This is a genomic window from Bradyrhizobium sp. USDA 4341 (assembly GCF_054063755.1).
In genome coordinates, this window is the sequence record NZ_JBSSGO010000002.1 from 1,789,607 (window position 1) to 1,810,724 (window position 21,118).

The 21,118-nt window shown below is 63.3% G+C and carries 21 protein-coding genes; 10 read left to right on the forward strand and 11 right to left on the reverse strand.

Annotation, left to right across the window (positions count from 1 at the left end; all coding sequences use genetic code 11):
- The first annotated feature begins 20 nt into the window (after positions 1–20).
- The gene (locus ACVIGB_RS14580; RefSeq protein WP_074131694.1) at positions 21–407 is read left to right on the forward strand and encodes a winged helix-turn-helix transcriptional regulator; all 387 of its coding nucleotides are present in this window, start codon (positions 21–23) and stop codon (positions 405–407) included.
- A gap of 25 nt (positions 408–432) precedes the next feature.
- Here the strand turns inward: ACVIGB_RS14580 and ACVIGB_RS14585 are convergent, their stop codons facing one another.
- A complete protein-coding gene (locus tag ACVIGB_RS14585) occupies positions 433–846 on the reverse strand; it encodes a flagellar assembly protein FliX (RefSeq protein ID WP_456722101.1) in 414 nt (137 codons plus the stop codon).
- A gap of 265 nt (positions 847–1,111) precedes the next feature.
- Between ACVIGB_RS14585 and ACVIGB_RS14590 the strand changes: the two genes are divergently transcribed.
- The 4 genes from ACVIGB_RS14590 (at position 1,112) to ACVIGB_RS14605 (ending at position 3,662) form a co-directional block, all read left to right on the forward strand.
- Complete coding sequence (locus tag ACVIGB_RS14590; protein ID WP_456722100.1) at positions 1,112–2,236, forward strand: flagellar basal body P-ring protein FlgI; 1,125 nt, start codon at positions 1,112–1,114, stop codon at positions 2,234–2,236.
- On the forward strand, positions 2,236–2,592 hold the full coding sequence (gene flgJ / locus ACVIGB_RS14595; protein ID WP_456722099.1) for a flagellar assembly peptidoglycan hydrolase FlgJ: 357 nt from the start codon (positions 2,236–2,238) through the stop codon (positions 2,590–2,592). The genes ACVIGB_RS14590 and flgJ overlap by 1 nt, the downstream gene beginning before the upstream one ends.
- Before the next feature lie 23 nt (positions 2,593–2,615).
- Positions 2,616–3,113, forward strand: coding sequence for a hypothetical protein (locus ACVIGB_RS14600; RefSeq protein WP_092115430.1), 498 nt, complete (start codon positions 2,616–2,618; stop codon positions 3,111–3,113).
- Between the two features lie 162 nt (positions 3,114–3,275).
- On the forward strand, positions 3,276–3,662 hold the full coding sequence (locus tag ACVIGB_RS14605; protein ID WP_456722098.1) for a hypothetical protein: 387 nt from the start codon (positions 3,276–3,278) through the stop codon (positions 3,660–3,662).
- A 17-nt stretch (positions 3,663–3,679) separates the two neighbouring features.
- Here the strand turns inward: ACVIGB_RS14605 and ACVIGB_RS14610 are convergent, their stop codons facing one another.
- From ACVIGB_RS14610 to ACVIGB_RS14620, 3 genes are all read right to left on the reverse strand, one after another.
- The gene (locus ACVIGB_RS14610) at positions 3,680–4,042 is read right to left on the reverse strand and encodes a hypothetical protein (protein ID WP_092115432.1); all 363 of its coding nucleotides are present in this window, start codon (positions 4,040–4,042) and stop codon (positions 3,680–3,682) included.
- 28 nt (positions 4,043–4,070) lie between these two features.
- On the reverse strand, positions 4,071–4,436 hold the full coding sequence (gene flaF, locus ACVIGB_RS14615; RefSeq protein ID WP_050403500.1) for a flagellar biosynthesis regulator FlaF: 366 nt from the start codon (positions 4,434–4,436) through the stop codon (positions 4,071–4,073).
- A 205-nt stretch (positions 4,437–4,641) separates the two neighbouring features.
- Positions 4,642–5,811: a flagellin N-terminal helical domain-containing protein gene (locus tag ACVIGB_RS14620; RefSeq protein ID WP_092125809.1), complete on the reverse strand. Its 1,170-nt coding sequence runs from the start codon at positions 5,809–5,811 to the stop codon at positions 4,642–4,644.
- Positions 5,812–6,179: 368 nt separating this feature from the next.
- On the opposite strand from ACVIGB_RS14620, the gene flbT reads away from it, so the two are divergent.
- Positions 6,180–6,611: a flagellar biosynthesis repressor FlbT gene (gene flbT, locus ACVIGB_RS14625; RefSeq protein ID WP_456722097.1), complete on the forward strand. Its 432-nt coding sequence runs from the start codon at positions 6,180–6,182 to the stop codon at positions 6,609–6,611.
- A gap of 133 nt (positions 6,612–6,744) precedes the next feature.
- Here flbT and ACVIGB_RS14630 read toward each other — a convergent pair whose 3' ends face one another.
- The 5 genes from ACVIGB_RS14630 to ACVIGB_RS14650 all read right to left on the reverse strand — a co-directional run bounded on the left by ACVIGB_RS14630 (position 6,745) and on the right by ACVIGB_RS14650 (position 14,735).
- The gene (locus tag ACVIGB_RS14630) at positions 6,745–8,625 is read right to left on the reverse strand and encodes a flagellar protein (protein WP_456722096.1); all 1,881 of its coding nucleotides are present in this window, start codon (positions 8,623–8,625) and stop codon (positions 6,745–6,747) included.
- A 7-nt stretch (positions 8,626–8,632) separates the two neighbouring features.
- On the reverse strand, positions 8,633–10,510 hold the full coding sequence (gene flgK / locus ACVIGB_RS14635; protein WP_456722095.1) for a flagellar hook-associated protein FlgK: 1,878 nt from the start codon (positions 10,508–10,510) through the stop codon (positions 8,633–8,635).
- A gap of 46 nt (positions 10,511–10,556) precedes the next feature.
- Positions 10,557–12,392 carry a flagellar hook-basal body complex protein gene (locus ACVIGB_RS14640; protein WP_456722094.1) on the reverse strand — a complete coding sequence of 612 codons (1,836 nt, stop codon included), beginning with the start codon at positions 12,390–12,392 and terminating at the stop codon, positions 10,557–10,559.
- Positions 12,393–12,661: 269 nt separating this feature from the next.
- Entirely contained in the window at positions 12,662–13,162 is a 501-nt protein-coding gene (gene msrB / locus ACVIGB_RS14645) for a peptide-methionine (R)-S-oxide reductase MsrB (RefSeq protein WP_456722093.1), read from the reverse strand.
- 85 nt (positions 13,163–13,247) lie between these two features.
- The gene (locus ACVIGB_RS14650; protein WP_456722092.1) at positions 13,248–14,735 is read right to left on the reverse strand and encodes an NAD(P)/FAD-dependent oxidoreductase; all 1,488 of its coding nucleotides are present in this window, start codon (positions 14,733–14,735) and stop codon (positions 13,248–13,250) included.
- A gap of 94 nt (positions 14,736–14,829) precedes the next feature.
- Between ACVIGB_RS14650 and ACVIGB_RS14655 the strand changes: the two genes are divergently transcribed.
- Both ACVIGB_RS14655 and ACVIGB_RS14660 read left to right on the forward strand, forming a co-directional pair.
- Positions 14,830–15,372 carry a SixA phosphatase family protein gene (locus ACVIGB_RS14655; RefSeq protein WP_456722091.1) on the forward strand — a complete coding sequence of 181 codons (543 nt, stop codon included), beginning with the start codon at positions 14,830–14,832 and terminating at the stop codon, positions 15,370–15,372.
- Positions 15,373–15,529: 157 nt separating this feature from the next.
- Positions 15,530–15,955 (forward strand): universal stress protein, encoded by a 426-nt coding sequence (locus ACVIGB_RS14660; protein ID WP_021077991.1) that lies wholly within the window; start codon positions 15,530–15,532, stop codon positions 15,953–15,955.
- Positions 15,956–16,195: 240 nt separating this feature from the next.
- Here ACVIGB_RS14660 and ACVIGB_RS14665 read toward each other — a convergent pair whose 3' ends face one another.
- Both ACVIGB_RS14665 and ACVIGB_RS14670 read right to left on the reverse strand, forming a co-directional pair.
- Positions 16,196–16,552 (reverse strand): transposase, encoded by a 357-nt coding sequence (locus ACVIGB_RS14665; protein WP_456725174.1) that lies wholly within the window; start codon positions 16,550–16,552, stop codon positions 16,196–16,198.
- 206 nt (positions 16,553–16,758) lie between these two features.
- Positions 16,759–18,204, reverse strand: a complete 1,446-nt coding sequence (locus tag ACVIGB_RS14670) for a DUF1254 domain-containing protein (protein ID WP_456722090.1) — start codon at positions 18,202–18,204, stop codon at positions 16,759–16,761.
- A gap of 377 nt (positions 18,205–18,581) precedes the next feature.
- On the opposite strand from ACVIGB_RS14670, the gene ACVIGB_RS14675 reads away from it, so the two are divergent.
- Positions 18,582–19,904, forward strand: coding sequence for a TAXI family TRAP transporter solute-binding subunit (locus tag ACVIGB_RS14675; protein ID WP_456722089.1), 1,323 nt, complete (start codon positions 18,582–18,584; stop codon positions 19,902–19,904).
- A 432-nt stretch (positions 19,905–20,336) separates the two neighbouring features.
- A complete protein-coding gene (locus tag ACVIGB_RS14680; protein ID WP_456722088.1) occupies positions 20,337–21,086 on the forward strand; it encodes a bestrophin-like domain in 750 nt (249 codons plus the stop codon).
- Positions 21,087–21,118: the final 32 nt, after the last annotated feature.

Genomic DNA, 21,118 nt, shown 5'->3' on the forward strand with positions numbered 1-21,118 from the left:
GATTACGCCGGAGTAACCCGATGAAAGCCGCCAGCCTGAAGCCGGACGCCTATGCCGCCAATTGCCCGACGCGCCAGATCCTCGACCGGGTCGGCGACAAATGGGCGGTGCTGATCCTGTTGCTGCTGCGCAGCGAGCCGATGCGCTTCAACCAGCTCCGCCGCGCCATCGAAGGCATCTCGCAGAAGATGCTGTCGCAGGTATTGAAGAGCCTGGAGCGCGACGGGCTGCTGCGCCGCCGCGCGATCGCAACCGTTCCGGTCACCGTGGAGTATTCGATCACGCCGCTCGGATCGACGCTCGCCGAAGCGGTCGATCCGCTGCGCGACTGGGCCGAGCAGAATCTGAAGGAAGTGCTGGCCGCACAACGCCGCTACGACGCGCAGCGCAAGGCACTGGCGGCTTGATGCAGGTTATTTGATCGAGAGGAGCCTAATACTGCCCGGTCTTGGCGAGCTCGACTTCGACGCGCAGCTCGATCTCGCCCAGCACGGCATCGAGGCCGGGGTCACCGGAGGATTCCTTCAGGCTCGCCGCTGCATCACGCAGCCGGTTCACGGTCGAGGAATCGAAATTGCCGGACAGCAATCCGAGTTTGAGCGCGTCGAGCACATCGAGCGCGCCCTTGCCGCGCGCCACCGAGCGCTTGCGGCGTTCGGTCGGATCTTCGACGCCCTGCAGCGCGAGCAGCGCATCGAGGCTCGTGGCGGCTTTCGGCGCGGCCGTGGAGCGGACCTCCTCCTGTGCGCTGGTCGCATCCGGCAGCGAGAAGCCGCTCGAGGAGGTGCGCCGCGTCGAGCTGGTCGACGTGCCAAGCGTGGTGCCGTTCGGTCCGTAGATGCGCATCGTCATGATCCCGCAGGCCTGAATGCCGCGAGCATCGCCGTTTTATGGTTAACGGTGCGTAAACGACCCGGCAATTTCTGCCGCCGCACGGCAGTTTCGCGCTCCCTGGCGAACCGGAACCGAACGACGACCCGACAATTTCGATAAAGATATCAACATACTGCTCCGACGAAACGGCGTGGCACGAGGCTCGCATGGTTAATGGCGGATCGCCGTCATGGGAGTGTCGCGCGATCCGCGAGTTGAAGTTCGAGGGGAGCATTGGATGCCCGGCATCCGCATCGTAAGCATATTCGGGTTGGCCTGCGCCGCGCTGCTTGCGCTGGCGGCTTCGGCCATGCCGGCGGCCGCGACGTCGCGGATCAAGGATCTCGCCAATATCGAGGGCGTGCGCCAGAACCAGTTGATCGGATACGGCCTCGTGGTCGGCCTCAACGGCACCGGCGACACGCTGAACAACATCCCCTTCACCAAGCAGTCACTGCAGGCGATGCTCGAGCGCATGGGCGTCAACATCCGCGGCGCCACCATCCGCACCGGCAACGTCGCCGCCGTGATGGTGACCGGCAACCTGCCGGCGTTCGGCACCCAGGGCACGCGCATGGACGTCACCGTCTCCGCGCTCGGCGATTCCAAGAACCTGCAGGGCGGCACCCTGCTCGTCACCCCCCTGCTCGGCGCCGACGGCAATGTCTATGCGGTGGCACAGGGATCGGTCGCGGTCGCCGGCTTCGCGGCCGAAGGCGCCGCCGCGAGTGTCGTCCGTGGCGTGCCGACTGTGGGCCGTATCGCCAACGGCGCCATCATCGAGCGCGAGATCGAGTTCGCGCTCAACCGGCTACCCAATGTGCGGCTGGCGCTGCGAAACGCCGACTTCACCACCGCCAAGCGGATTGCCGCGGCCGTCAACGATTACCTCGGCGTCAAGACCGCCGAACCGATCGATCCCTCCACCGTGCAGCTCTCGATCCCGTCGGAATTCAAGGGCAACGTCGTCGCCTTCCTGACCGAGATCGAGCAGTTGCAGGTCGATCCCGATCTCGCGGCGAAGATCGTGATCGACGAACGCTCCGGCGTCATCGTGATGGGCCGCGACGTCCGCGTCGCGACCGTCGCCGTCGCGCAGGGCAATCTCACCGTCTCGATCTCCGAGAGCCCGCAGGTCAGCCAGCCCAATCCGCTGTCGCGCGGCCGAACGGTCGTGACACCGCGCACCAACGTCGGCGTCAGCGAGGACGGCAAGAAGTTCGCAGTCGTCAAGGACGGCGTCTCGCTGCAGCAGCTCGTCGACGGCCTCAACGGCCTCGGTATCGGACCGCGCGACCTCATCAGCATCCTGCAGGCGATCAAGGCCGCCGGCGCGATCGAAGCCGACATTGAGGTGATGTGATGGCAAGCCTGATCAACAGCAGCACCGGCAGCATGCCGAACAAAGCGTTGATGCCGACGTTCAAAGGCCGCCCCGATCCCGTGCTGCAGGACGCGATGAAGAAGGTCACGCCGCAGCAACTCACCAAGGCGAAGGCGACCGCGACCGATTTCGAATCGATGTTCCTCAATACGATGTTCTCGCAGATGACCACCGGCCTGAAGGGTGAAGGCCCCTACGGCGACACGGTCGGCACCGGTGCGTGGCGGTCGATGCTGACCGACGAATATTCGAAGAACTTCGCCAAGGCCGGCGGCGTCGGCATTTCCAACGAAGTGTTCCGCTCGCTGATCCTGCAGCAGGCGAACAAGAGCTAATTCGGTTCTCAAGGAGCAGCGCGATGAATCAGCGTCCACAGCAGCATCGGCCAGCCGCCCCCGCGGCGCGGCCCGCGACGACGACGCCCCCCGATGTCGCACGTCTCGCCAACGAACTGACCGAAGTGATGAGCGCGTTGCTCACCGTCGTCGAGCAGGAGACCGAGTTCGTCCGCGCCGGCAAGATCCGCGAGGCCATGCTGCTCGAGGCGCAGAAGTCGGAGCTGTCGCGGCGCTACATGCTCGCGGTGGAGCACCTCAAATCGATGCAGAAGATGCTGTCGCAGACCGACCCCGAACTGCTCGCAACGCTACGGCGTCATCACGAGACGTTCCGCGCGATGCTGCAGGTCAACCTGACGGTGCTTGCGACCGCACACGCGGTCTCCGAAGGCATCGTGCGCGGCGTCAATGCCGAGGTGCAGCGCCGCAACATCCCGAACACCTATACCGCGAACGGACAGCGCGCCACGCCGGGCCCGCGCAACATGACGCCGATCGCCGTCAGCCGCACGCTCTGACGCGCACACGCCGACAATTTAGCTCAATTCGACGCGCTCCCGGCAGCGCGGCATTCAGCGTGTTCCCTAACAGCCTGTTGAGAGGTTCCCCGTAGAGTTGCGGATCGTGAGGGGTTGGGATTTGACTCAAGCAAACTAGTGCCTGTGCACTACGAGGCTGCCATGAGTACAGATTTCAACATCAAGCCGGTGGGGGCACCGGTTGCAGCGCCGATGATCACTCCTGTGAGTGATACGGCGCAGAAGGCGGTGAAGACCGAATTGCCCGCGAGCCAGAGCGTCACCGCTCCGGAGCCGAGCGTGCGCGTCACGATCGATCCCAACACCGTCAATGCGTCGCTCTCAAATCAGGCCCCGTCGGTCACCGACCAGGTCATCATCGACCGCGACGCGCGCGCCGTGGTCTACCAGGTGGTCGACAATCGCACGAATCTGGTGGTGAGACAGTTTCCGGAAGAAGCCGTATTGCGCCGCCGCGCCTATTTCCACGCGCTCGATCTCAGCAAGGACGCGCCGACGCGGGCGCGCGCAACCGACCGTCGCGCGTAACGCAAGCGACTGGACCCTCACTTCTGTGTGGCGTAGGCCTTGTCGAGATAGGTCGATCCGGTGGCCGGATCGGTGACGACATTGGCGATCAATGCCGTCCCCTGCTGCACCAGCGAAAACTTGGTATCGCCGATCCGGAACGAGCCGTCCTTGATCAGGACGTCCTGATACTTGCTGGTGGCGTCGCTCTGATAATGGACCTTGGCGCGGAAGCCATCGACGTTCGACACCGAGATGTTGAACGACTTGTTGTTGGCGTACTTGCCGCTCCAGCTGCCCTCATAGAGCTTCGGATCGACCGCCACATAGGGCGTCTTCGACGGAACCGTCAGGCCGGCGGCCTTGTAGTTCGCGGACAGGATGCTCAACACGTCGGCCATGCCGAGAGCTCCGTTGTGAACCGGCCGATCAGCCGCGGCCCGAAAGGCCGGCGGCGATGTTGCAGTTGATGTCGATCAGCGACTTCAGCTTCGCCGGATCCGGATTCATCTGGATGTCGATGGTCTGCTTCATCACGAACACGCTGATGTTCGCGATGTTCTGACGCACCTCGAGCGGCTGCGGATTGTCGGCGCCCTCTGCCGCGCTGAGGAAGATCGACCACAGGCGGCGATTGAACAGCAATGCGTGGTCGAGCGCCTTGTCGAGCCCATTCCAGTTCGCCTGGACTTCCTGCAGCTGCCGCGCGGCCTTCAACAGCGCCTGCGCTTCGATTTCACGTGGGGAGGCCGTCGTCGTTGACGTACGGGCGTAGGCCTGGGCTGCATTCGACATTAATGACCTCGATGGGATGCGGATTTCTCGGGCCGCGGAGACGCAATTCTAGCGCCCGATATTTATGCATCCGGCGCCTTTAAATATGGTTAGCAGGCGTTACGGAATGCGCCGTTCTGACGGCATCGAAAGATACCGTAATATTCCGGAGACAAAAAAAACGGCGGGGTTTCCCCCGCCGCTCTTGAACCACTTGTCGGCGTGCTTAGCGGAGCAGCTGCAGCACGCTCTGCTGGCTCTGGTTGGCCAGCGCCAATGCCGAGACCGCGATCGACTGGCGGGTCGACAGCGCCTGGCTGTTGGCCGCTTCCTCGTTGGTGTCGGCCAGCGTCAGGTTGGACGAACCGGTCTGCAGCACGTTGATCAGGTTCTTCGAGAAGTCCTGGCGGATCTGCACGATCGACAGGTTCGAACCCAGCGTCGAGGCTTCGCTGCGCAACGAGGAGCTCGCCGAGCCCAGCGCCGTCAGCACCTTGTTCGCCGAGTTGTTGTCGAGGAAGTCGGTGCCCGCGGTCAGCGTGTTCAGGCCGAGGCCGGTGGCATTGAAGGTGACGCCGCTGATGGCGAGCGTGGACTTGCCGGTCTCGTTGAAGGTCAGCTTCAGGTTGTCGCCGTTCAACAGGTTGATACCGTTGAACGAGGCGTCCTGCGCCGTGGTCGTGATCTGCGCGATGGTGTTGTTGTACTGAGTCACCAAGGCGGCGCGCGCGGACTGCGAGGCCGGATCGGCAACCGGAGCCGTGCCGGCTGCGCTGAACGTCGCAGTGCCGCCGCCGGTGTTGGTGAAGGTCACCGCACCGATTGTCGAGGACGCCGCGTCGTTGGTCGTGGTGATGACGAGCTTGTTGGAGCTGTCGAGGCTCGCCGTCAGGTTGCTGGCCGCGAGCGACGTATTCAGCTGCGTCAGCGAGCTGCTGGCCCCAAAGGTAAAGCTGAAGGCGGGCTGCCCAGCCGAGGCCGCGATTGCCAGCACGTCGCCGCTCTTGATCGTGGTGCCGTCGACGAGGTTGGCTGCCGTGCCGCCGAGCGCCGCGGTGGAGGTGACCTGCGACCTCGAGGTGTAGCCGGTCGGGCTCTGCAGCACCTGGTTGGCAATCGACTTTGCGGTATCGACCAGCTTCTGCAGCGAGGTGATGCCGGTGTTGGCGGACTGCAACACCTGCACACCATTGCCGATGCCGTCGAGCAGGTTGTTGATGTCGCTGGCGCGGTTGTCGAGCGACTGTGCGGTGAAGAAGTTGGTCGGGTTGTCGAGCGCCGTGTTGACCTTCTTGCCAGTGGCAAGACGGTTCTGCGTGGTGGAGAGCAGATCGGCGGTGGACTGGAGGGAGAGGAGGTTCTGACGAACGGAGGAGGAGAGAATGATACCGGACATTTTCATACCTTTCTGGTGTGAAACTGAGGAAAAAACCGCGCCAATCCTTTCTGACCGGGCGGATGGCCGATCCTGCGGTTAAGCCGCCAAGGAAAAAGAAATCTCCAGCGCGGCATTTGAGGCAAATGCCGAAGAATAAAATTGTCGCCACTGGGCGAAGTTCGCCGCGAAAACTACTGAGACGATTGCTGATTTCGGCCGCGGGCCGCAACTCGCGCCGCCTCTTTGTTCACCAAGCGTTAACTATCATGGGAAAGGATCGCTGTCGCATCGGCCCCGGGCCGCAACGGCGGCTGCTAAGCAGTGCCGAACTCAACTTCGTTCCGCTGCAACGATATCGCGCGACTGCCCGGCAAAGGAGAACGGTCATGGCCCTGAAGGTCGAACTCAAACCGAACGAGCGCATCATCGTCGGCAACTGCGTGATCACCAACACCGATCAGCGTGCCCGCCTCTTGATCGACGGCGACCGCATCCCGATCCTGCGCGAGAAGGATATCCTGACGCCGGAGACCGCGGACACGCCGGCGAAGCTGATCTATCTCGCGGTGCAGCTGATGTATCTGTCGCCGGACCCGATGGCGCACCACCCGACCTATTTCAGCCTGGTGCGCGACATCATCACCGCGATGCCCAGCGCATGGCCGTTCATCGAGAGCGTCAACAACTTCATCCTCAACGGCGATCTCTATCACGCGTTGAAGGAATCCAAGAAGCTGATCGCGCACGAGGAGAAGCTGCTGGAAACCGCACGCGGTCAGCAGAACGGCGATCAGGACGATACCCGCAAGAGCGCGTAGAGCTTCCCGTTTTGACGCGTTTTCTTCACGCGAACCGGCATCCACTTCGCTTGAAAACGCTCTAGCCCCCGCCTGAACGAAAAGGCCTCCGCGAGGGAGGCCTTTTTGCTGGCTGGAGATGAGCGGCAAGCGATCAGGCGATCGGCAGATATTTCAACAGCGTGGTCTGATACAGCATCGACGTGGTCTGGTACGACGCCTGCAGGCTGGTCTGCAGCGCCAGGATCTTGGTCGCGACCTCGTCCTGATTGACGCCCTCGACCGAGTCGAGCATCGTTTCCGCCATGGCCTTGAGCTGGGTCTGACGATCGGTGGCCGCCTTGGTCGCCGTCTGCGCGCCGGCGAACTCGGCCTGCACGTCCTGGATCTGCTGCTGGCCGTTCTGCGGCGCAAGATTCCCGCTGACGCGCTGCGCGAGCGCCGTCACCTGCGCGCTTGCATTCGGATTGCTGGCGTTGGTGGTGACCGCCGCATACACCGCGACGTTCTGCAGCAGGTAGCGGAACGCTTGCTCATTGGCACGCGCGCCATACTGCACGGTGATCGACTGATCGACCTGCGCGACGGCGGTGCCGCGCGCCGATCCCGGGCCGTTCTCGCCGGTGTACCAGTACACGGTGTTATCCGGCGTGCCAGCGACCAGGTTGGTCGCGGTATCGAATGGCGGTCCCCCTACCCTGAGCGGCGCCGGGGTCGCAGTCGTGTTGTTGGCGATGCCGAGCGCGCCGAGTGCGGCCGTGTTGGAGCTCGAGATCGAGAGGCTCGCGCCATCGGCGCCGTGAAGCGTGATCGCACCATTGCTGATGGTCGACGGGTTCTTGGTGCCGCTGATCTGGTCGATCTTCGCCGTCAGCGTCTGCACGCTGTCGGTGACGTTGACCTGGTTGCCGGTAGCGCCCGAGGCAACGAAGGTGATCGGGGTGCCGTTGACCGTGATGGTGTCGCCGGCCGCGAAACTCGTAGACAGCGAGTTGGTGCCCGCCGCGCCCGAAAGGGCGGTGGCGCCGCTGATTGGCGCCGGCGGCGTGTTCTGGTTGTTGACGGCGGCACCCGCGACGGTCGCGACCGGATTGAAGAAGTTGTTGGACGCCGCGACCGCGGAGGCCGCGACCAGCGACGTGTCGCTCAGCGTCTTGATCGACGAGGTCAGCGTCGATTGAAGGTTGGCCGTCGTTGCCGTGGTGTCGGCACCGATCAGGAACGAGCCCGCCGGCGGCGGGTTCGTGGTCGTCGCCGTGAGCTCGATCGCATCGGTGGTGCCGTCGGGCAGCGTGAAGTTGAACTTGATCTTGTCGCCATCCTTGGGATTGACGGCGCCGAGATCGACCGTGGTGGACTTCGGCGTGCCGGCCGGCTGCGTCACGGTGGCGCCGGTCAACGACGATTGCACCGACAGCAGCTTCAGGCCGAACGGCGAGCCGTCCTCGGCGACGCTGGTCACCGTCGTGGTCGCCGGCGGCGACGAGACGCTCAGGCGTCCCATCAAATTGGTGCCCTGGTCGGCCTGCTTGCGCTCGTTGATGAGCTGGGTGAGGCCGGCCTGGGTTGCCGTGCCCTTCAACATGGTGTCGGCCGACACCGTGGCCGGCGTATCCATCGCACGGCCGGAGAACAGATAGCGGTCGCCCGACTGGCTGTTCAGCATCGCGACCGCATTGGAGAACGCGGCCTGCGCCGTGATCTGGCCCGACGTCTGCCCGCTGTTGTTGAGCGTCAGCGTCGCGGTCGTCGCGGCGTTCTTCACCTGGCTCCCGACGTCGGACAGCCCCTGCAAAGTGAGGTTGGCGACACTGAGGCGCGTGTTGAGGTTGGTGGCCGTGTCCGAGAACGCGTTGATGCCGCTGATCTGGGCGCGCAGGCTGAGCGCAAAGCCGCGATCGAGCCCCTGCCCCGCATAGGTCGTCGATACCTTACCGGTCGCGAGCTGCGTCGTCAGGTCGTTGAGCTGACTGCGCAGGTTGAGGATCGTGGTGCCGATATAGGAAGTTCTGCCGCTTACGCCGTCGATCGACATGTTACCCTCACGTGAGCTGCAGCAGCGCGTCGTACATCTGCTTGATCGACGACATCACGCGCGCATTGGCGGAATAGGCGTTCTGCAGCGACAGCAGATGCGCCATCTCCTCGTCCATGTTGACGCCGGAGGTCGAGTCCATCTTGCTCTGCAGCGTATTCAGCACGACGTCCTGACCGTCGGCCAATTGCTTGGCCGCCGTCGCCGATTCGCCCTGCTGGCTGATGAACTGCTTGGCAAAGTTCAACAGCGTGCCGGTGAACGGCGCGCCCGACGTGCCGAGGCCGGTCTTCGGCGAATAGCTGTACGACGCGTTCGACAATTGGTTCAGGATGAGGTTGGCGCGTGTGGTGTCGCCGGCCGGTGTCTGCGGATTGGTCGCGTACACGACCATGCGCGAGGGGTCGCCGACCAGCGCGGTGTTGACGCTGATGCGTGCGGCAAGGCCGGTCGACTGCGAGCCGTTCGCGGTGATCGCGCCGGTGTAGAGCCCGCCATTGTCGGTGAACAGCGGAAGCTGCGGATCGCCCGACGTCAGCGACGAAACGGTTGATGTGACCGACGCCGCGGTCACGTCGGCCTTGTTGGCGGCGCCGTCGTCGAGCACGCGCAGCGTCGACCCGGAGGGATTGGAGAATTGCAGGCCGGTTCCGCCGAGCGCGCCGTTGAGCTGCGACAGCACCGAGCTCATGCCGCCGGAGAAATCCACGCCCAGCACCTCGTCGTTCGGATTGACGGTTGCGGTGTTGCTGAGCGGCAGCACGCTCGGATCGTCGACGCGGACGATCGACAGATTGTGCGTGATGCCGCTGGTGTTGTCCTTGTAGGAGACGTGGATGGTGTTGCCGCTCTGCAGCCCCGAGAGATCGAGGTCGAAGCCGGATTGAGCCCCCGCCGTCGCCGTGGTGCCCGCCGTCGTCTTGTCCGACAGCGCGCTCGACATCGCGGCGGCGAACTGGTCGATCTGCGTCTGGGCCTGCGCCAGCGTGTTGTCGCGCAGCTCGAGATAGGCGGCGATCTTGCCTGACCGGATCGAGTTGGTCGACACCATGTCATAGGTGCCGCCATGCGGGAAATTGATGGTGATGGTGCCGACGGTGCTCTTGGTCGGGTCGGTATTGTATTGCGTGTTGGGCGTCATCGTGCCCTGAGCGTTGAAGCTGAGCGTCGCCGCTTCGGTGCCGACCAATTGCACGCCGGAATTGGTGAACACGGTCACCTGGTTCTGGCTGTTGGTGACGGTGCGGATGTCCATCAGCTGCGAAAGCTGGGTAACGTAACGATCGCGCTGATCGAGCAATGCCGCGGTCGAGGCATCGGCCGTGCCGCCAGTGGCCTGCAGCTGGACATTGAGTCGCGCGATCTGTTGCATCGCATTGTTGGCCGTGCTGACGGAGTCGCTGATGCCAGCCTCGGCGCTGGCGCGCAGCGTCTGGATGCCCTGCGAGGTCGCGTTGAGCTGCTGCGCCATCGATTGCGCGGCATTGACGACGCCGATCCGGGCCGACTGCGAGTCCGGGCTGGTCGACAAGCCCTGCACCGCGGTCAGGAACTTGTTGTAGGCGTCCTCGATCGTGCCAGTGGAGTCGGGATTGCCGTAGACGCCCTGCAGATTGGCAAGGAAGCTCGAGCGGACGTCAGCGTAGGACGCGCCCGACGTCTCGGTGCGAAGCTGGGTCTGCAGGAATTCGTCGAGCTGGCGGTTGACGCCGGTGATGAGAACGCTCGACCCGAACTGGCCGGTGGTGCCGGTATCCTGGTTCAGCGTCTTCCTGACGTAGCCCGGCGTCTCCGCGTTGGCGACGTTCGACGACACGAGCGAGAGTGAGGCCTGCGTGGCGCGCAGGCCCGACATCGCGGTGGAAAGGGCTTGGCTCAAACCCATGATGTGTACTCGCCTTTACTTCTTCACACGCGCATGACAGATGCGATCAGCGCACGACGTTCAAGAGGTCCTGCACCATCGAATTGGTTGTCGTGATCACCTTGGTGTTGGCCGAATAGGCCTGCTGGGTCACGATCAGCTTGGTGAACTCGTCGGCGATATCGGTGTTCGAGCTCTCGAGCGATGAACCGACGATGGTGCTACCGCCCTTGCCGAACAGCGCGCCACCGGACTCGTCGGTCGCCTCGAACGCACCGCCGTCGATGCGCTTGAGGAAGTTGGTGCCGTTGAAGGTCGCCACCGAGATTTCGGCGAGGTCGATATTGCGGCCGTTGGTGTAGTTGCCGACGATGCGGCCATTGGTCGAGACACTGACCGACTGCAGCTGGCCGGCCGGAAAGCCGTCCTGCTGGATCTGGTTGACCTGGACGTTGCCGTTGGCGTCCGCGAACTGGGTCACGCCACCGGAGCCGAAATTGATCACGGGGCTGCCGAGCGACACGCCGTTGACGACGGCATTGTTGAGCGCCACCGAGGAGATCGCCGGCGACATCTGGCCGTTCGAGGCGAAGGTGAAGTTGATGTTGGCGTTCTGCCAGGAGACCTGCGTACCGGTTGCGTTGGGATTGACCTGATAGAACAGGTTCCAGCTATCGGTATGTCCGGAGCCGAGCGAGGAGCTGTCGGTCTTGGCCCAGCGGAATTGCAGGTTCACCGGCGCACCCGACACGTCGTAAGCCGTGACGGCGCCGCCCGAGACGGATTCGTTCAGGAAGGTGGAATTGTCGTTGCCGACGACCTGGCCGGTGCCCACGGTGCCGCCGCCGCCGCGGGTCGCAACCGCCGAGCCGGTGAAGCCGAGCGCCGCAAGCGCGGTCGAGTTCGAGCTGGTCACGTTGAGGTCGGCCGACGTGCCGGAGTGCAGGGTGATCTTGCCGCCGCTGATCGTCGATGGCGTCGCGGTACCGGTAATCGAGTCGATCTTGGCGAGCAGCGTCCCGATGCTGTCGGTGACGTTGAGCTGGTTGCCAGTCGCCCCTGAAGCCACGAAGGTGATGACGGTACCGTTGACCGTGATCGTATCGGCGGGCACGACAGGGGGGCCGGCAGAGCCGGCGCTGAAGCTGGCATTGATCGAATCGCTGCCCGCGGCACCCGAAAGCAGGGTCGCGGTGGTATTGGCGACCGACGGCGTCGCCTTGTTGTTCTGCGCGGTGCCGGTGACGGAGGAATCGGTATACGGCGCGGCCGGCGTGCCCAGCACCAGCGGGTTATGTCCGGCGCTGAATGCGCCTGGCCGGATCAGCTCGGAGCCCGGAACCGAGGTGTCGTGCGCGGTGGTCAGAGGGTAGGACGCGAGGTTGGCGCGATAATCGATCTTGGTGGTCTGCTGCGCCGGTAGGAAGTCGTTCTTGAACCGCAGCGTTTGCGGCGAAGAGCCCGAGGGGTTGCCGGTGGTCGGATCGATCGGGACGCCCTCGAGATAATAGCCGGCGCCGTTGACGAGGTAGCCGTCCTTGTTGAGCTGGAAATCGCCGCGGCGGGTGTAGCGGTCGACGCCGTCGAACACCGGCGAGCCGTCGGTGAAGCCGCCGGGCTTCTGCACCGCGAAGAAACCGTTGCCGTTGATCGCCATGAAGGTCGCGACCGACGCCGACTGCACGTCGCCCTGCACCGAGTTGGTCGAGCGCGACTGCGCCGTGACGCCGCCGGCGAGCTGCGCAGTCAGCGCGGTCTGCGGAACGAGGTCGAGAAAGGAGGTATCGATGCGCTTGAAGGCCGTGGTCTGCGAGTTGGCGATGTTGCCGGAGATGTTTTCGAGCGCGTACGACCCTGCGCGCAAGCCACCGACCGCCGTCGTAAGAGCGCCGAAGATACCCATGACATGTTCTCCAATTCGATTCCCGGCGGCTGGCAATCACAGGAATGGCCGCATCGGCGGAGCATGTCGCAAAGGTCGTGCCACGAAACGAAACGTAACAAAATCATGCGCTTGAAAAAAAAGCCCCGGCCGTTTAACCGGGGCACAATTGCCGGGCAGGCAACAATTGCCGGGACAGAGCGCGGTTCTGACCGCGCTCATTCGTCTTGGTTGGACCCGCTTTCTTGACGCGAACCGGTAACCACTTCGCTCGAAAACGCTACGGGCCGTCAGGTCGCCGAGGGTGCGGCCGGGTGGAACACCAGCGCAAAGCCGTCCATGCAGTAGCGCAGCCCGGTCGGCTTCGGGCCGTCGTCGAAGACATGGCCGAGATGGCCACCGCAGCGGCGGCAATGCACCTCGGTGCGCAGCATGCCGAAGGTGCGGTCCGACGTGGTGCCGATCGCATTGTCCAGCGGCTTCCAGAAGCTCGGCCAGCCGGTGCCGCTCTCATATTTGGTCTCGGACGAGAACAGAGGCAGGTCGCAGCCGGCGCAGGCGAAAGTGCCCTTGCGGTGCTCCTTGAGCAGCGGGCTCGATCCCGGGCGCTCGGTGCCCTCCTTGCGCAGGATCTCGTATTGCTGCGGCGTCAGCTGCGCGCGCCATTCGGCGTCGGTCTTCTCGATCTCGAATTTCTCGGCGGCCTGCGCCGGCGAGGCGCGCAGCCAGCGGAAGGCGGCGAGGCCGAACAGGCCGGCGACGGAAGCAAGCAGGATGCGGCGATCGATCATCAATCATCTCCGATGCGGACGGCCAAGGCTGGCGAACAAGACTGGCAACTGGCTCGTCACCAAATACGAACCCCGCCGCCAGACGTTACATCCGCCCGTCGGAGATCCGCTCACTTTCTTGCGAGGGATGGGCAGACGGCGGCTCACCGTCCTCAACCTGCCGCGGCGCGGGCGGCGGCACCGGCCGCACGGCCGACGGCGGCGGGCGGCGGGGCGGCGGTCCCCGGGTTCCCGCCTTGAGATTGGCCTCGGCCAGCCGCGCCTCGCGGCGGCGCTCCTTCGCACGAGCACCCTCGCGGTAGCGCGCCAGCACGCCCGACGCGGATGCGGCGCCCCTCGCCCACAGGCTGATGAAATGACCGGCGACCCGGCCGGTGGTGCCGCCCGCCCAGACCAGCTCGAACGGCGAAAACAGCCGCCAGCGGTCGTCGCCCCACAGGATGCTGCGCGCGATCAACTGCCCGGCGAGCGCCGAGGTGTTGAGCCCCTGCCGGCCGAAGCCGCTCGCCACCCACAGGCCCCTGCGCAACTGCCCGATCTGCGGCATGCCATGCACGGTGACGCCGACCGCGCCGCCGAACGTGTCGGCGATCGGAACCTTGCCGAGCTGAGGAAACACCGTGGCGATGCGACGCTGCACCGCCGTACCGAGCCGCTTCGGCCGCGCGTCCCAGGTGGTCTCTGGACTGGCCCACAACAGGCGATCGCCATCGACGACACGGAAATGGTCGATGCCGTCGCTGTCGACGACCGAGCCGGAGAAGGCGATCGCCTCCGCCAGCCGTTCTCCGAGCGGTTCGGTCAACGCCGCGTAGCGCCACACCGGCAGCAGCGTATCCGACAAACGCTTCAGCGGCGCGCCGAGATGGATATTGCCGGCGAGGACAATATGGTTGGCACGCAACCGCGCCGTCGGCGTCACGATGCGTTTGCGGATGCCCGAAAAATCGATGCTGACGACCGGCGTCTCCTCGAAGATCCGCACGCCCGCCCGCATCGCCAGCGCGGCGAGACCGTGCACATATTTGCGGCCGTCGATCTGGAACGCCTTCGGATAATAGATGCCGTGGAAATAGCGCCCGGTCCTGAGCACGCTGCGCACGCGATCGACCTGCCAGCCTTCGACTTCGGTGGCAAATTCCTCGCCCAGCGTCTGCAGGCGGCTGATCAATGCCTCGCCAACATCGACATTGGAGACTTCCAGCGCGCCGTCGCTCAGGCTGATGCCCGGGATCAGGTCCTCGGTGGCGGTGGCGCGAACATAATCGGCGCCCTCCTTCGACAGCGCCCACAATTCGCGGGCATCATCGAGGCCGACGCGCTCGATCACATCTGATATCGGCAGGCCGAAACCCGGCATCACCGTGCCGAGATGATGGCCGGAGGCGTTCCAGCCGACCTGGCGGCCCTCGAGCACGGCGACGCTGGCACCAAGCCGCGCCGCCTCGCGTGCCACGGTCAGGCCGGCGAGCCCCGCCCCGACCACGCAAATGTCGACGTCGAGGTCGAACGCCAGCCGGTCGCGGGCCGCCTCGTCGGGGCCGTCCGCCGCACTTGTGGAAGTCTCGCTCATGTCGTTTCTTACGAACCGCTGCGGCGCTTGTCACCTTGTCCAGGGCATGAGCCTGTAGAATTAATTCGACCAGACCGAATCGAGATGGAAGTCCATGCGCCGTTTGCTGATGCTGCGTCACGCCAAGACCGAAACCGACGCGCCTTCGGGGCACGACCAGGACCGCCGTCTCGACGAGCGCGGCCACCGCGATGCGGCGGAGATCGGCGGCTGGATCGCCCGCCACCCGCCCCTGCCCAATCTGGCGCTGGTGTCGCCGGCGGTCCGCACCACGCAGACCTGGGAGATCGTGCGCGAGGCGCTGAAGGGCTCCGGACCTGCGCCGAAAGTCGAATTCGTGCCGGAACTCTACGGTGCCGATCCAGCGCATCTACTCACCGCGATCCGGATGGCTTCCGTCACCGACCCGAAGCGGCTGATGCTGATCGGCCATAATCCCGGCATGCACGAGCTCGCGCTGACGCTGACCGGCAGCGGCGACGAGGCCGCCAAGCGCGCGCTCGGCGACAATTTGCCGACCTCGGGGCTCGCCGTCTTCGACTTCGCGACCGACGACTGGAACGACGTCTCCTTCCGGCGCGGCAAGCTCGTGCTGTTCGTTAGCCCTAAACTGTTGAAGCAGGCCTCGCGCGGCTGACGCAAGCGGACAGCGCCGCTCTGCCATGCTATATTGATCTCGGCGCGACAGGGGGACCGGTTCGCGGCGACACGACAAGCTACTCCAAGAAAAAGAAGGCGCGCGTCCCGGCACAGGGACCAAACGGCTCCAGACCAATCGCGGACAGGAGGCGCAGATGTACAAGTCCATTCTCGTGCCGATCGACCTCGCCGATACCGATCTGGCGAAACCGGCGATCGCAACCGCTGCAACATTATCGCAAACCTGGAACGGAGCGGTGCGTCTGCTCAACGTATTGCCGATGACGCCGGTGATGCTCGCCGAATATGTCCCGGCGGATTTCGACAGCCAGCAGCGTGAAACGTCGGAAGAAGCGCTCGCGATCGTCGCGCGCGAATCCGGCATCGCGCCCGGGCGCATCTCGGGCGTGGTCCGCCAGGGCGGCATCTATCACGAGATCCTCGAAGAGGCCGCGACCATGAAGGCCGACCTGATCGTGATGACTTCGCACCGCCCGGCGATGCGCACCTATTTCCTCGGCTCCAATGCCGGGCACGTCGTGCGCTACGCCAAATGCTCGGTGCTCGTGGTGCGGCACTAAAGCGGGATGAGTTATGGGGGCCGTCGCAGGCGGCGCTGCCAAAATATCGAAAACAACCCCATGCAAAGTAGCCGGCGGCTGCCAGCGTTGACCAGGCGACTTGACACGTCGGGCAACTCAGGGATATTCTTCTAATATTCCGAAATTGCGCCCGCGTCCGCTCGCCCCGCACGTCGCAGGCGGGAGAGAGAATGCGCCCTATTCGCGGCCGCAGCCTGATCTCATTCTGCTTTAATCCAATCAGGACGTGGACTCATTAACGCGCAGCCACAACCGGACTGACGCGAGTTGGACGAACGCGGGGCAGTTGGCAGCGCGTTTGTCGCAGCGCGCTGCCACACGCCGGGAGTGCTTGATCTTGTTGACGAACCGCCAGACCAGATTCCTGGCTCGATGGAGATACGGGCCCGTCGTGTACGGACCGCAGTTGTTCGGCAGGTCGGCTCCATGGCGCCCGGATCGCAGGATCCAGAAGATGCCGTTGAGGACGCCGCGGTCATTCGCTCGTGGCACGCCGCGCCGCTTGTTGGGCAGCATCGGCTCGATGGCAGTCCATTCATCGCCGGAGAGTTCGCATGATTCGGCCCCTTCGGTCAGGCGCTGGAACCACGGCTCGGCAGTCAGGCTCAAACCGACGGCGATTGGTCGCTATGCACCCGAAAGCGGACGCATTGTGCTCACATCGAGTTCTTCACGTTTTGACCCAAAGGCGACAATCCATCCTTTCAGGCAGCCGCGCGCACTGGCGATGAAATTCACCAGCGCGGTGCTCGTACCTGCGGGTGGCCGCTATCTCGGTCGTTCTATGAGACCCGCTTTATGCCAGGCGGCTGCCATGTCCCATCGCCCGGGGGCAGGATCGAAGGTGGCTCCGTCTTCGGCCAGTACAGCCGCATCACGAGATAGATCGTGTCGTTGGGCGCCGGCAGCCAATTCGACTCCTTGTCCGCGCCCGGCGACTTGTTCTGGATGTACAGCGTCAGCGATCCATCCGCGTTCTTTTTCATATCCGGCAGCATCGGCGAGTTGATCAGATAGCGGTTGATCGGGTTTTCGATCAGAAGCTGCGACTTGCCATCATACATCGTCAGCGACCAGAAAGCGTTGACCGGCGGCTGCTGGCCCGGCGGAAAGGTCAGGGTGTAGTTGTGCTTGCTGCCGTCGAGCGTCTGTCCGTCGCTGTCAATGCGCGTGAGCGGATAGGTCGCTTCCGCGGGGTCATTGCCGTAAATACCGGCCTTTGCTGCAGCGGCGCGCTTCAGCCAATCACCATTGTAGTGGGCACTGTCACCCGGAAGACCGCTAACCCGCCAGCCGTTGATTGCATTGCCGGCGTTGGCGATAGCCTCGTCGACCTTCTTCTCGCCTTCCTTCATGCCGAGGCCAACTTCGAGTTTTTGCTCCAGCGGAAGGTCCTTGAAGTTGAAGGTCTTGCCCGGTCCGACACCGATCTTGGCAAGCTGGGCTCGTATCTCCTTCTCGTTCTCCTGCGGCGGAGCGAATTGTAACGCGAAGTCAAGAAACTCGAAGAAGTTCGTCTTCACGAGTTCCTTGTCGATCTTCGGAAAGTCGATGGCCGCCGCAGCAGCCGCCGTAGCCGGCTGCTTCAGATAGGCAGAGAGCGTCTGCGCCTTGTAGCCGGCCTGGACCTTCTTCACGTTGTCGAGATCGTCCGGGTTGAAAAGCTGGGTGCGATATCCTGCCACCGAAAACTGTGTGCTCGACCGGAACACCTTCTTGATCCCGGGCGGGGTCGCGCCCTTCCAATCCGGTCCGACAACCATGTACTCGCCGGCCTCGCTTCCGGTGGCGCGGCTGCCGATATAGCCATAGTTGTATGTATTGCCGTCGCAAAGCATGACCGAGTAGTAGCGCTTCGGGTCCACCGCCGGGACTGACAAGACGACGGGCTCTGCCCGCAAGTCCATCCATACGAACGAATAGGGAGTGTCGCTGTTCGGTGTCGGAATAGCGGTGTCTTTGTAGGTGAAGACATTGGGCTCGTTCTTGATCTGATTGAACGGAGCTTTGAACTGCCCGGAGTTGCGATCGACGGCATACTCGTACATGACGGCATAGTTCATCACGATCGGCAGGCCGTAGATGAAGCCAGCCTCTGCTATGTCTTTTGCCTTGAAAAACCCTGGGCGGTCGATGCTCGTCTGTGCGTACGTTGGGACGGACTTTGCCGTTGATGCAGTGATGGCGACCAGGGCGGCTGAACGAAGAAGATCACGTTTCGTCAACATTTGAGCATCCTCTCTTGCAGCTTCTGCTCAAGCCGGAGTGTGTCCACTTCCAGAGGGGCTCAATAAGCCTACGCCTAGTCGATTTGGAAGACTATACAAAATTGGATGACCCCAACGCTGCTGGACGTCGCTTATTGGCCCCCCCTTTGAGACATGCCGACGTCTCTGAAATTGTCTGCTTATGGGTTGTAGACCGGAAGTGATTGACGCAGGGTCAAACCGACGCGTTTGACCCGTTTCGGACTTGGGCCTAGCCGGACATCGGCCCACAATTCTGTTATATACCATTCAATTTCCCCGAGCTTGCGGGCGGTTGTACGCGCTGCAATTAAGGCACGAAGCAATGTCCGTCGGCTGACGCGTCTGGAGTGACGAGCATGATGTCGATAAAATTGCCGCTCTGGCTTCGCTTTTTTCTGCTTATCGGTGTCGCCGTTTTTGCGGCAGGCGCAGGTCTCCTTGCCTATCGGTACTACACCCGCCCCGCAACGCTGACCGTGGCGGTCGGCTCGATCGACGGCGAGGCCGCCAAGGCAATGTCTGCGATAGCAAGCGAGCTCCTCTCGACGAACGCACCGGTGCGCCTCAAGGTTATCGACAGCGGCACCGCACTTGAGGCCGCTAACGCCTTCTCCGCGGGTAAGGTCGATCTCGCCGTGGTTCGGGGCGATGTTGGTGACTTGTCGCAGGCGCAAGCCGTTGTCGTCGTCAGCCATATGGTCGTACTGATCATCGCGCCGCCGGGATCGTCCATCGACAGCATTGGCAGCCTGAAGGGACGCACGATCGGCGTGATCGGCGGAGCAGCGAACGCCAAAATTGTAGACGCGTTGACCAGGGAATATGATCTGACCAGCGCAAAAGTTACGTTCAAGAACCTTGCTTTGACGGATGTCCGGCAAGCCGTTCTGTCAAAACAGGTCAGTGCCCTGCTCGTCACGATCCCGCTTGCCGAGAAATACCTCTCGCTCGTTCGCGGATTTTTTCAGCTCGACCATAAAAAGGTCCCGGTACTGATCCCAATCGAGTCTGCGGCGGCAATTGCAGAGGCCGAACGTGCCTTTGAAAGCTTCGACGTCCCGAAGGGCACGCTGCGAGGATCGCCTCCGGTCCCGGAAGACGACCTGACAACCTTGAGGACCTCGCTATACCTGGTTGCGCACAAGAAGCTCGGCACTGATCTGGTAACCCACCTCACGCAGGCGATCATGAGCGTGCGCAGGGATCTTCTGCGCGAGCAGCCGATTTTCGCGCAGATCACCGCGCCCAGCACCGACCAGGATGCCTACCTTCCGCTGCACCCTGGAGCGGCAGCCGTCTACAACAGCACCACGCAGAGCTTCATGGATGAATACGGCAACTGGATCTATCTGACGCCGATGCTGCTGGGTGGTGCTGCCACCATGCTTGCGGCGGCGTGGAAATTCCTGGGCATCGGCAACCGCACGACCGAAGGCCCGCTGGATTCTCTCTATGCCCTGGCGCGGCGGATCCGGAAAGTCGAAGCAGAGGCCGAGCTGTCGGATATCGAAGAAGAAATCGACAGCATTCTAAAGGCGGAACGTGCCAAATCCGCGGCCGGAGACGAGAGCGCGGTGGATGATGCCACACTGAACGTGGCAGCCCACAGGCTGGAGAGCTTGATTCACGACCGACGCACCTTGCTGGCGAAGAAACCCGCCATTGCCTCAGCGGCTTGAGCGATACGCAATAAATCGCCGCACGACGCGGAACTGACTGACAGCAACCCAAGGAGAGCAGTCATGAAACATCTGATAGTTCCTGTATTGCTGGCAGCAAGCCTCATTGCCCTAAGCACGATGGAAGCGAGCGCCGTCGTTTGCGCGCGTGGAGTGGTCCGCGCTGGCTGCGTCGCCGCCGGCGGCGGGGCTGCCGTGGTGAGAGCGCCAGTCGTCCGTCCTGCTGGTGCGGTTGTCGCGCCGCGGGCGCCCGTTGTTCGGCGCAGGGTGTACTGACAAGCCACGACGATGCCCCGTCAACGATACGCGGCAGAGACCGAGGCTGCGCTCAGGCGAACGAGCTTGAACCTACGGCCTATCGAGCTCGCCGCTTTGTTGCTAAGCTGGACGACCAACAGAGAGACGGCCGCTGCCTCGCGACGCTGGTGAATCATGAATGCAATCGCGTTATCGTGCATCACGTTTGTATGCATCTCAGGCGGCGCCCTGGTCGGTATGTTCCTTCCTGGGCATCACCTGAGCACAGATGACAAGGATGTGGTCAGGCTCGGCACCGGCCTCATCGGGACGATAGCCGCGCTTGTCCTTGGCCTGCTGATCGCCTCGGCGAAGGGCTCCTACGACACGCAGAGCACTCAAGTCACGCAGATGACGAGCAAAATTGTCCTGCTCGACAATCTCCTGGCGGAGTACGGACCCGAGGCGACCGAACTACGCAATCTGTTACGGCGCGGCACGGCGGTTTTAGCCGATCGAATGTGGCGCGAGAACAGTTCCGATGTTGCCAAGACGCGTCCCTTCGAGGTGAGCGGCGCAAGCGACGCATTCTTTGCGAAGCTTCAACAGCTTTCGCCGCAGAACGATTCCCAGCGTTCCCTGCAAGCCAGGGCCATACAGATCGCCACCGACATTGCGCAAACCCGCCTGCTGCTGTTCGCACAGACGAGCAACTCAATCCCTATGCCGTTCCTGGTGGTGCTGATTTTCTGGCTCACCATCATCTTTGGAAGCTTCGGCTTGTTTGCCAAACCCAGCGCAACCGTTTTCGTCTCGCTGTTCGTTTTTGCAGTGTCGGCCGCCGGGGCGATCTACCTAGTCCTGGAGCTGGGTCAGCCATTTGCGGGTTTGATGCAAATTTCCAGCGCGCCACTGCGCAACGCCCTCACGCCGCTCAGTCCCTAAGCCATTCGCATGATCGGGGTTGCCGGCCAGAG